The sequence below is a fragment of the Allocoleopsis sp. genome (assembly GCF_036703385.1).
Lineage (GTDB): Bacteria > Cyanobacteriota > Cyanobacteriia > Cyanobacteriales > Coleofasciculaceae > Allocoleopsis.
In genome coordinates this window covers 1-11,497 of sequence record NZ_DATNPA010000176.1, presented here as the reverse complement: position 1 = coordinate 11,497, position 11,497 = coordinate 1, and the positions used below count along the sequence as shown (strand labels likewise).

Genomic DNA, 11,497 nt, shown 5'->3' with positions numbered 1-11,497 from the left:
CTGAGTTAATTGCTCTGGATAGTTGGGTAGAGTCAGATGAGCCTATCTTGTATGGTGCTGTGACAACTGGGGATATCTGGCAGTTTGGTAGTTTTCACCGCCAGAATCAGGTAGTGACTCAAGATTTAATGCTGTATCGGGCTCCTACTGACTTGGAGGCGTTGATGCAGATTTTACTGGGAATTTTGATGCAAGGCTGAATTTATAGCTCTTCTGATTGATCGGCGTTATCGCTCTCTTTTGTACTTCTTTAACTCTCGTTGCCACCTGAAAGACAAACTCCCTTCATCAATCTCATCAGTCTGTTCATCCTTGCCAATCAGGTCTTCTGGTTCCTCTTCCAACTCCTGCATATAGCGCCTCAGCACACCCCCGATCGCAACAGCTCTGGTATTGTGCAGTTGGCGAGTCAACTCCAGAAACCATTCCTGATTAGCTACCAATGACAAACCGGACAGTGACGAACCCGACAAAATCGCGCATCTGATAGTTTTAACTTGAGAAGACCTGCTGATGGCTCTGGTACCAATCGAAACTCCAGCCACTCGGCACAGGTGCTAACGCGCTGAGCATAGCGATTAAAGCAACCTGTAAGAGCACCAGCGTAGTAATTAGAAACTACATCCGCATTCGCTCTGTGCTTCTCCCAAGTTTTATCTTTTGGGCAAATCTCGGATAAGGCTAGTAAATCTCTACCTTGTTTGCACTGCTGTTCAAGCGCTATTTTGAAAGCAATACAACTGCCGTCTGAGACTTGATTTGACACGAATCCCCCTGATGTGTGTGGTTGGGTGTGGTTACCTCAACCTATCAAGAGGTTCTACATGCATTCCTCCGTTAAAATACGGAATTCTGTACGGGACAATACCGAGAATGGTAGTAATCGCTCTATTGCCGTTTCATCAGTAAATAAAGACTCCCTCACTCATCTACCGAGAGGGAGTCTGCGTTCATTCGATAAGACCAAATTACGACGGTCAACAGGTCGTTGTGGAGAGGGGAGGCTGTCACCCCTCACTTTCCCCGAACGAGTTACTTGGTGCCATACAAACGATCGCCTGCATCCCCAAGCCCTGGCACAATATAGCCATACTCATCTAATTTTTCATCAATCGCCGCTGTATAAATCGGCACATCCGGATGATGCTCGTGGAAGTGCTTTATGCCCTCCGGTGCCGCCAATAAGCACAAAAACTTAATCGACATCGAACCCAGTTCCTTGATTCGGTCAACGGCAGCAATCGCTGAATTGCCAGTCGCGAGCATCGGGTCAACCACCAATATATCTCGATGCTCGACATCATGGGGAAGTTTTAAATAATACTCAATAGCAACATAGGTAGTAGGGTCACGATACAACCCAATATGACCCACGCGAGCGGAGGGCATCAATTCCAAAATCCCGTCCAATAGCCCCTGCCCTGCCCGCATGATGGAGACAACCACCATTTTCTTTTCGGACGCCAGCATGGGAGCATTCATCGGAGCAATGGGCGTCTTGATGGGTTCATACTTGAGGGGTAAGTCCCGTGTTACCTCATAGGCTAATAACATCCCAACCTCTTTCATCAGTTGGCGAAATTTAGCGGTACTCGTGTCAAATTGACGCATCAGCGTCAATTTATGCTGTACAAAAGGGTGGTCAATGACGGTGACTTGAGCGGTCATTTGTTAGTTATTTAGGGGTTAGTTATTAGCTAAGAACGCACAACGAACGAGCAAGGGACAATATTTAAAACACTGTGCCATCACTCTCGATCTGAATGGGAGGAACGCCGCCTTGCCTCAACTGCGCAGCCATTCGCCGTCCCGCCGTCCAGGTACCTCCTTGTAAAACTTTCACGAGGGGCAATTGGGTGGCACTTAAATTCAGTTGTTGCCGGATGGTGTCGGCGATTCGGTCTAATAGGCTAACTGTCAGTGCTCGCCACTCAACAATCACCTCAGACTCTGGTAAATGACGCTCTTGGACAACAGAAGCTTGCTTGGCTTCTAGTAACCCTAAATCTAAGCACAAACCCCCATTCCGATATTCGGGTAAGCCGGTCATCTCATCTAACCCAGTAATCTCTATACCGAGTTCCTGTAAGGGTTCTAACAAGGAGTACGTTAACCATTGGGAGAGTTTGTGAAACGGCACATACTCAGCGGTGGGATTGTCTCCTTTGAGAGCAGGATGAATCCAAACATCGCCTAAATTGACGCCTGCAATAGTCAGTCGTCCAGGCCAAATATTCCCCAATCCCTCTAATACAGCACTCAATACGGTACTGGCAGGTAAAGAGGTTGAAGGTTGTTCGCCGAAGGCGTTCCCGAAGGGTAGGTTTGTTGGGGTTGAAGGTTGAAGGTTAGAGGGTTGTTCGCCGAAGGCGTTCCCGAAGGGTAGGTTTGTTGGGGTTGCAGGTTGCATGTTATCAGGTTGAAGGTTTGAAGAGTGGTCTGAACCTTCAACTTTCAACTTTTCAACATTCAACTCTTCTTGAGAACCTTCAACTTTCAACCTTCCAACATTCAACTCCTGGTTGGAACTTTCAATCTTCAACTTGCCAACATTCAACCCTTGGAGCAAGTAATTGACCAGATTTCCAGGACGTGGATTTTCTGTGCCAAACAACTGAGGTAAACTGTGTAGCGACTGACCGAGTCGCTGGAGCAGCTCAACTCGACCTTCCAATCCCAGAAGCGGATTGGTCGAACTCACCTGAAATCCCTGAGCGAGTTGAGCCGCCGTGAAGTTTTGTAGTCCTTGGGCATCCGCTTGCAGGGAAAATTTGGGGTTGCTGGAAAATGCGCCTTGGCAGAACATGCGGAAACTGGCTACGGCTAAGCCTTCAGAACGACGAAAAACTAGTCCTGTTTCCTGTTCGCTGTATTGCCACTCGGAACCCGCTCCAGCATCCAGCAAGACGCTGATAATGGCTAGGTCAAATTTGGTTTGTGCCTTTTCCAGGGGAGTGAGTCCGGTCAAATGTTGCTCTAATTCCGCCAGACGCGGGACGTTGCCAACCTCAAAATGTCGCCAACGACTATGAAAGGGAATATTTAAATCAGGGTATTCATCACGCATGACCTCGATGACATAATGGGCTACCAGGTCGAGCTGGGTTAAATTACAGCGAAAGTAGTGTAACTGGTCAGCACAGGCCAAATGAAAGAGGCGATCGCAGCGTTCTCGAATTGCAGCAGGCGTCCTCAAGTAAGCGATCGCCAAAAGCTGCTCCTCAGAGCAGTCCGGTAGCTTTTGATAATGAATCAAAACTGTTTCCTTTGGGTAGGGGGTATTGCCACCCCATGAGCAACAAAAGAAAGTATGAAGGATGAAGTCAGCCGTTTAATGGAAGTCCCAAAAATAAGTTACCCAATCTTGTGGAGCAGGCGTCTGGCCTGCAACGGGTCAAGGCCAGACAGGAGGCTCACTCCACAAGGAGTAGTTGGATATTTTTTGATTGAGAAGCTCCTAACTGACTAAATTGCGTCCTTTAATTTGAGTAAGAGTGACCGCATCGGGTGCGAGTCCCTCCGTGTAGTAGCCCGCCGCTTGCTTGGCAGCGATTTCCACCTGTGCATCAGCCGGAATCAACTCGTCTGGAATGGCAATCCGATTGATCACCTTAATGCCAGAATTGACGATTGCGTTGTATTTCATATCGCTCATGGAGACAAAGCGATCAATTTGGGTAATGCCCAGCCAATGCAGCACATCGGGCATCAATTCTTGAAACCGCATATCCTGTACGCCTGCAACGCACTCTGTGCGACTGAAGTAGGCATCGGCGCGATCGCCTCCTTCCTGACGCTTACGGGCATTGTAGACCAGGAATTTCGTGACCTCACCCAAGGCTCGACCTTCCTTACGGAAGTAAACTAAGATACCAGCACCGCCCTCTTGTGCCGTCTGAACACACACCTCCAAACCATGCACCAGATAAGGACGGCAGGTGCAAATATCGGAACCAAAAACATCTGAGCCGTTGCATTCATCATGTACCCGCACAGCTAGCTTGCGGTTGGGGTCGGTAATCGCTGCTACATCGCCTAGCAGATAAACCGTGATACCGCCAATCGGTGGTAAGAAGACTTGTAAATCGGGGCGGGTGACTAATTCTGGATACATCCCGCCCGTCTGTTGAAATAGGGCACGACGTAAGTCACTTTCCCCAACTTTGAGGCGCTTAGCCAGTCCCGGCAGATACCATACAGGGTCAAGGGCGATCTTCGTTACCACTAAACTGCCACCACTTTTGACAATTCGATTATCGATGAGCAAACGCCCTTTTGCGATCGCATCCTGTAACTCTGGCATATTAATATGAGCCTGAGTGATCGCGATCGTCGGTCGGATGTCGTATCCCTGCTTGTACAACTCGGCGTAAGCTTCACCCACCATCGCGCCAAAGGGATCGAGGGCGACGATTTTGCTGGCATCAGCCCAACTGGGGTGAGGCCCGATCGCAACGACTGGAGACGTGTTGGTCAGATCAGCTCGGTGACTGGCCTGAAGTGCTCCACTGGCGACCGCTAAAGCCCGATAGACTGAATAAGAACCGGAGTGAGTCCCGATTACATTGCGGTGGGCTGGGTTTGTCAAGGTTCCGATAATTGGACCTCGTTTGCTGGGGTCACTCTCTCCCCAGTGAACGCTTAACGGCCTTGACGCTAAACGGCCTGGATGAGAGGTTAAAACAATATGTTTCTGTTTGGATACTGTTTTCGAGTTTTGCATGATGACACCCCGTAGAATCCACGAATACTTGCCAAAGTTGGGTGAAAGCCCATTTGGTAAGTTGAAATAAGCTCTAATCATAGCAACCCAATTTTGGGTATTGAAGTATCTGGTTGAGCCAAGTGCTAGCGATCGCGCAGGATACATCCATCCTTAGGCTTTTTCCCCAGAGTCCAAGTTTTTTGGCTTAAAGCGGTTCTTGGCATTTAGGATGTTAGATTTTGCAGGCAATAATTTTCCAAGCCTCACCAGTTGAGCTTTTCAGAACTTTAACTGTCGCAGGAATAAAGCCAAGCGGCGATCACCGCTCCTTGTCATTGAGCCAAGATAATAGAGAAGAATGCTTAGCTGATCCTGTTGTTCTGATTTAGATATACTATTTGCTCACTGGGGAGATGCACCTAACATGGGGATGCTCCGACGCCGAGATGGGGAGTGATTTAAAACCATATAGCTTGGGATGAAGCCCTCGATTACCGAATCGCTTTAGGCTTCATCCCAAAGTTCGATCTCAAGGAGAGGGAAATCCTGAGCCATAATACCATTTTGAGACTTGTAACTTGTGCCCAGGATTAACTCGTAGGGAAACCAAAACTCCTCGTAAAATACAGCTAAATGTATGAAACACTCAAAACTTATCTCTTGCTGCCAGTGACCTGCCCTCAGCCCGGATATTTTAAGAAACTTTAAGACCTAATTCTCTCCCATCAGGCTGCACCATGATCACAAATACATCTGAATCCTTACGTAATAGCGAAGTTATCAAGAGCGGATTACTGATTGCTCAGGGATTAAAAGAAAAATCCCAAAATTACAAAAAATTACTAACAGAGGTGTTGAAGTGGACGGCTGGACAGCCTTTACTCACTCAAAAGCTATGTCAACTCATCGTCGAATCTTCTGATTCACCACCCGTTGGTGAAGAGGCGGAATGGTTTGACAACTTGGTGCGTCATCAGCTGATTGACAAATGGGAGAGTCTGCCGGAGCTAGAGCATTTGCGGACAATACGCGATCGCCTCCTGAGACGAAATCAGCGCAGTGTTAAGCTCTTGAAGCTATATCAGCGAATTTTGCGACAAGAGGTTGTCGTCGCTAATGACACTCCCGAACAGAACGAACTACGACTCTTGGGTTTAGTCGTCAAGCAACAAGGCAAGCTAAAGACTCATAACCGGGTTTATGAGGCCATATTTAGCGATGCTTGGATTGAAAAGGCACTGAAGAGTCAAAAGTCTGAGCTTGAACCGACGGATACTGAATTCTTGAGAACTCTGGCTGAATTAGAAAGAAAGCTTCTAGTTTCTCAGGTAGAAATCTTGTCTCAAGCAGACAATGAAGCAGAGGATGAAGGTTCGGCTCAGGCTCTTTATCAAGTGCTGCGGGAGGTTACTGCAAAAGTTGGAAGTTTATTAGGTGCCGATCGCGCCACCATCTATTTACTGAATGACGAAAAGACAGAACTGTGGTCACTGGTTGCGGAGAATGAAGAGGGTGAATTTCTAGATATTCAGGTACGAGTCGGCGAAGGGATAGCAGGTCAAGTGGCTCAGACGAGGAAGGTTATCCATATCGCTAACAATGTTTACGAAGATCCACGCGCTGCCCTAGTCAAGGAGTACGACAAGAAATACCACTACAAAACCGAAAATATTTTAGCCCTTCCGGTCTTAGATGAACACAAGGAGGTTGTCGCTGTTATCCAGCTACTGAACAAGTTGCAGCCAGATAAATCACCAGATGACAGCGAACAGCCGATTAAGCCACAAGGCTTTACAAAGCTAGACCTGGAACGGCTGGCTAAATGTGTGGTTCCCATTCGCCGGATTTTAGAAAGCTGCCAGTCTTGTTATCGAGTAACCAAGAAGCTACGGGCAACGGCAGCTCTGATTGAAGCCACCCGCTCTCTTGACCAAATTAATTTGGATACCAAAGCCATCCTTCAGCGGGTGATGAATACAGCAAAAAAACTGATGAATGCCGATCGCAGCACGCTGTGGTTGATCGATCATGACCGGGGGGACTTATGGACAGAACTTCCGGGTAAAGGGGAAGTTCGGTGCCCAATCGGGATTGGGTTCGCGGGTCAAGTGGCTCAAGCCCGCGAACCCATGATTATTCCGTTCGACTTATATGAACACCCTAGCGCCGAAAATGCCAAGAAAACCGACGAACAAACCCGTTATCGGACTTGTAGCTTACTCTGTATGCCTGTTTTGAGTCCTGATGGCGAGTTGCTTGGTGTGACCCAACTGATCAACAAACGGAAGCCTGGTGACTTCGGTGAATATAACAAAGATGAATGGCCTATAGTTCCCGATTTCTTCAAGACTAGCTTTGACAAAAATGATCAACAGTCCATGCAAGTCTTCAATGAGCGAGTTGGAGTGGTTCTCCAATTTGTTAGGACTCATGAGACTCTCAAACAGCTAGCGCAAATTGAACCCCAAAAAGCAATTTATAATGCTCTAGCTGTACTCAGTAATTCGGTTCTAGACCAGAGTGATGAAGCTCTCTACAATGCGCTTTACTATCTGCTGAGCTTTATTAGTCTCACAATTAACAAGTTATTGGAAGCTGAGCATACAACGATTTTTATGTTGGATGCAGAAGAAACTGGATTTTGGTCGTTGGTTTTTGAGGACGAAGGGAGTAACGCATCAGAGATTCGGATTTCGGCTAATTTGGGTATAGCTAATAAAATTGTTGACTCTAAAGCCGTACAAGCTAGCAGTAAACCTAGCAAGTTAAACGATGTCTTAATCCATAGAGGCATCACCTCGAAAACTCTCAGTAGCCTGCATAATCTGTTACTATTTCCCGTTTTGGATCAGCGAGGAAAGGTGATCGCGATTGTTCGGTCATTCAACAAATTCCAATCTCTTGACCCCAGTGTCCCCTTAGCCGAACGAATTGACTCTAGGGGCTTTACAAAAACCGACGCAGAGAAGCTACAGCAATGTACGACTTCTATGCTCCCAATTTTACAAGCGTTCCAATCGTTCCATCGAGAAATTCGAGTAATTCAGGAGCAACGACAAGCGATCGATCCGCTCTATCAAGCGATTAGCTTCGTGAGTCAGAGTAGTGGAAATCCAGAAGATTTGATTCAAAAAGTGATGCAGGCGGCGAAAAAACTTACAAACGCCGATCGCAGTTCCCTTTGGCTATTGGATCATCAAACCAATGAATTGTGGACAACAATCCGCCAAGCCGATGGATCTTGGCTGGAAACACGAGTGCCAATGGGAGAAGGCTTTGTGGGCAAGGTCGCTCAAACAGTTCAGGCGGTGAATATTTCCTTTGACTTATATGACCATCCCGACTCTTACATGGCTCGACAAACTGACGAGAAAACCCATTATCGCACTTGTAGCCTGTTATGTATGCCAGTTTTGGGTTCGGATGGTGAGTTACTGGGTGTGACTCAGCTCATTAACAAACGGATGGCTGGTGAGTTTCCAGAATATGACTCGTCTGCCTGGCCTAACGTTCCCGATTACTTCAAGGTGAGTTTTGAGGAAAAGGATCAAAAGGATATGGAGATTTTTAACAATCAAGTGGGTGTGATTCTTCCAGGTATTACTAATCGGTCAAGAGGCATACAGAGATAAGTTAAGTTATCTTGAATTAAATATCCTTGTTGGGATTGAGATAACGGGAGTTCTCCATAGACTCCCAACCCCGTGTGCGGAACTTTTGAATTAAGCCGATGCTGAAGTCGGAGACTTCAGAATTCACGCTTTGAAGAATCGAGTTTTAGCCTTCACTTAGGCTTGTGGGATTGTTACCTATTTCGAGTTGAAATCTCCTGCTAACTTTTCATAACTATTCATTCCTCATTTTCATCCTTTAAACAGATCAGACAACTCCTCATTCGATGTACCGAGAATTCGTGCCAGTCGATTGAGTTCACTATCGCTGAAACCATCTCGCACCTCAGTTAACTCCTCAACGGGTTTCCCTAGAATCCGTGATAGCACTTTTAGCTGATTATCAGTAATATCTTTGCCGCTAAAAATATCTTTCAGTTCTTGAGGAGCCAACTTGTAAGAATAGCAGAAGCGAACAAATTCCCTATTACTGAGGTCAAGTTCCCGTTGCCTTTCCCGTAGTAAGTAAGCAATCGCTCGTGTACCATGTTCGGGGCGTTTAGCTTTTTCTATATATTGTTTGATTCGCCGAGTAACATGATAAGCATTTCCTCCTGATTGTTTAACCAAATCCCTACAAGCCATTTGTAAGGCTTTATTTAAGGTTTCATTATCTTCATGTAGCCTTTCAGACTCGTTAAACGTTTCAACAATTCGGTCGGCAAATTCTGGGGTGCAAAAGCCCACTTCCATGTCATCATAAGATATCGCAATATAGGAGCGATAGTGGTTAAGTTGCAAGCGTATGGGTTGATTAGTTGGTTTCATTAATCCCAAGTTTTAACAAAAGGTCATAATAGGAAAGTTAATGGATCAATTGTGCCAAAATCTCGCTTCTGTGGATAGTCGTGTAGAATGCCCAACTTACTCATAGACCATTTCAGCTAACACATCCGAAATCTCGCCGGAGAACTCTCTGGTAATTGTCTCAGTTTTTCCCAATTTAAGTGAAGCGCTCTGCTCATTAGGAGCTTGGCTACAGCGACGCCTGAGCCTTAGGTCTTTGTTGAGGACGCTCTTGAGCATAGGGGAAGTAGCTCTCTGGCTTGAGACCCAACACCCGTAGCACTACGCTAACGTTTTAAATAACGCAGGAAAACAGGTGAAGTAGTTAAGATACAATATTCAACTTGCAAAGAAAAGACTACCAGAGTATAAGCCTGCACGCCGCTTTTTACTACTGAGCTAGTCATATTCGCGATCGCTCTTTGGGCAAGACGCTTTGAGCCTATCGCCCCAAGTGCTGTGTCCATTAGGCAAGTGGGATGAAGTGCAGCGGAGTGGGCGATCGCTGCATACGCTAACCTTGAGATAACCTCAGCTCCGGCTTTGGAGTCATGATGGGTATAACCTTCAGGATGCTGAAATCCTAAAGCTTATGAGCCAGATAACCCAATCTTTAGACCCGTCAACCGATTTATCTCCCACAGCGGGTTTGCCTGCTTCTCTGCCAGATCATACCCAGCTTCCCGACTCGGATGGCAATTTTGTGAAAAACTTTCAGGAACCTCCAGAAGGCGACCTCCTCACAGACTGTATTACACCAATTTTGCAGCAACTCCACCCAGATGGGCAGTATTGCATTGGTCGAGATTGTGGGATTTACTGGCGTATGACAGAACCGCCAGAGCCAGCGGAAAGAGGAGCGGAAGCACCGGATTGGTTCTATGTCCCGGATGTACCACCTAAACTGGATGGAGAAATTCGCCGTTCCTATGTCTTGTGGAAGGAATTTGTCGCACCGCTAATTGCTTTAGAATTCGTCTCTGGCGATGGTACGGAAGAACGAGATAAAACACCCAAGAAAGGTAAGTTTTGGGTTTACGAACGGGCAATTCGCGTCCCTTACTATGGCATCTATGAAGTCAAAAAGGCACGAGTGGAAGTTTATCAGTTGGTAAACGGGCGCTATCAGCTCATGGCAGTAAATGAGCGAGGTCATTACCCCATTGAGCCTCTAGGGGTAGAATTAGGCATTTGGCAAGGCTTGTATCAAAATCAGGAATGGCCTTGGCTGCGATGGTGGGATGCACGGGGAAATCTGCTGCTGACGGCGGAGGAGCGTCTTGAGCGAGAGCGGCAGGAGAAGGAGTTAGCCCAACAACGGGCTGAACAAGAGCGACAACGTGCTGAGCGGTTGGCTGAGCAGTTACGAGCGTTAGGGGTTGAGCCTGAGGTGTAGGAGAGGCATAAGGTGCGATCGCTCCTTAACTATCTACACAAAAATGCGATCGCACTCCGTTTAGGTAAGTGCGATCGCCTTACATCAATTTACTGGCAGTTATGATTTTGCTGAATTAATAACATCTTTTACTAAATGATAAGCTTCCTTTAATGACATTTTTCCACTTTCTACAGCGTTTATTAAACCTTGAGCATCCTCTGGACTGATTAGATCAAATTTTACTGGTTCTTTCAAGAAAGTGTAAAACTGATTCTTATCATTTTCCCCTAAATTAGATGCTTTTTCTTTGGCTTCAATATCCTTTAGATTTTCCTCTAGTTGAATTCGTATTTGATCTCTTTTACCTTCGTCATAAGTGCCATCAAACAGCATCTTCTTGATTCCTACAAAAGCCAGCCCACCTAAGGCAGCACCGCCAGCAACCACGGCTACGGGAGCTGCAACTGGAATCAGCCCAAAGAATATAGCACTAGCTCCCAATACAGAAGCAGCATAGCCAGCACCAGCAGCGCCTACAACACCAACTCCAATATCAGCTAAAATTCCTAGCCTATTCTGGGGATTTTTTTCCAGTTCCTCAAGTGCTTTAAGAAGTTGCTCTTTAGTTAAGGTTTTATTTCCAAACATATCAGAACTCCTGATTTAACTAGATTGAATTCTTTTAGGCAGTAATAACGTTGCGGAAGATAGTATTGAAAACATCAATGAAGAGTTTAAAAAACGCTCTGGCAATTTCAATAATGTCTTGTGCAACTCCAATTATTCCCTCATTTACTTCTTTGCCTTTATCTAGCCGATGTCCAGCGATCGCACCAATAGTTATCCCCAACACTGTTGCTAATGGTGCTAACACTGACCCTAAAACTGGTACAGAATTCACCAATAGTCCTACAGCAGCACCTAGAGCAACACCTAGAGCTAAATTAGGATGTGCCT

General features: G+C 46.3%; 9 protein-coding genes and 2 pseudogenes. 3 read left to right on the top strand and 8 right to left on the bottom strand.

Features of this window, described 5'->3' with window-relative positions; genetic code table 11:
* A pseudogene (locus V6C93_RS08890) lies at positions 1 to 200 on the top strand (hypothetical protein); the annotation flags it as partial.
* Between the two features lie 27 nt (positions 201 to 227).
* On the opposite strand, the gene V6C93_RS08885 reads toward V6C93_RS08890, so the two are convergent.
* The 5 genes from V6C93_RS08885 to V6C93_RS08865 all read right to left on the bottom strand — a co-directional run bounded on the left by V6C93_RS08885 (position 228) and on the right by V6C93_RS08865 (position 4,723).
* On the bottom strand, positions 228 to 443 hold the full coding sequence (locus V6C93_RS08885; RefSeq protein ID WP_333476297.1) for a protein rep: 216 nt from the start codon (positions 441 to 443) through the stop codon (positions 228 to 230).
* A complete protein-coding gene (locus tag V6C93_RS08880; RefSeq protein ID WP_333476296.1) occupies positions 437 to 766 on the bottom strand; it encodes a hypothetical protein in 330 nt (109 codons plus the stop codon). Before V6C93_RS08880 ends, V6C93_RS08885 begins: the two co-directional genes overlap by 7 nt.
* A 266-nt stretch (positions 767 to 1,032) precedes the next feature.
* Entirely contained in the window at positions 1,033 to 1,668 is a 636-nt protein-coding gene (gene upp, locus V6C93_RS08875; protein WP_333476295.1) for a uracil phosphoribosyltransferase, read from the bottom strand.
* Between the two features lie 64 nt (positions 1,669 to 1,732).
* Positions 1,733 to 3,256: a URC4/urg3 family protein gene (locus tag V6C93_RS08870; protein ID WP_333476294.1), complete on the bottom strand. Its 1,524-nt coding sequence runs from the start codon at positions 3,254 to 3,256 to the stop codon at positions 1,733 to 1,735.
* Between the two features lie 201 nt (positions 3,257 to 3,457).
* Positions 3,458 to 4,723 carry a GTP cyclohydrolase II gene (locus tag V6C93_RS08865; RefSeq protein WP_333476293.1) on the bottom strand — a complete coding sequence of 422 codons (1,266 nt, stop codon included), beginning with the start codon at positions 4,721 to 4,723 and terminating at the stop codon, positions 3,458 to 3,460.
* A 719-nt stretch (positions 4,724 to 5,442) separates the two neighbouring features.
* On the opposite strand from V6C93_RS08865, the gene V6C93_RS08860 reads away from it, so the two are divergent.
* A complete protein-coding gene (locus V6C93_RS08860; protein ID WP_333476292.1) occupies positions 5,443 to 8,337 on the top strand; it encodes a GAF domain-containing protein in 2,895 nt (964 codons plus the stop codon).
* Between the two features lie 231 nt (positions 8,338 to 8,568).
* On the opposite strand, the gene V6C93_RS08855 is transcribed toward V6C93_RS08860, so the two are convergent.
* The gene (locus tag V6C93_RS08855; protein ID WP_333476291.1) at positions 8,569 to 9,144 is read right to left on the bottom strand and encodes a hypothetical protein; all 576 of its coding nucleotides are present in this window, start codon (positions 9,142 to 9,144) and stop codon (positions 8,569 to 8,571) included.
* A 610-nt stretch (positions 9,145 to 9,754) separates the two neighbouring features.
* Between V6C93_RS08855 and V6C93_RS08850 the strand changes: the two genes are divergently transcribed.
* Complete coding sequence (locus V6C93_RS08850; protein ID WP_333476290.1) at positions 9,755 to 10,558, top strand: Uma2 family endonuclease; 804 nt, start codon at positions 9,755 to 9,757, stop codon at positions 10,556 to 10,558.
* A gap of 99 nt (positions 10,559 to 10,657) precedes the next feature.
* Here V6C93_RS08850 and V6C93_RS08845 read toward each other — a convergent pair whose 3' ends face one another.
* Both V6C93_RS08845 and V6C93_RS08840 read right to left on the bottom strand, forming a co-directional pair.
* Positions 10,658 to 11,188, bottom strand: a complete 531-nt coding sequence (locus V6C93_RS08845; protein WP_333476289.1) for a hypothetical protein — start codon at positions 11,186 to 11,188, stop codon at positions 10,658 to 10,660.
* A 34-nt stretch (positions 11,189 to 11,222) separates the two neighbouring features.
* Positions 11,223 to 11,497: pseudogene (locus V6C93_RS08840) on the bottom strand (hypothetical protein); the annotation flags it as partial.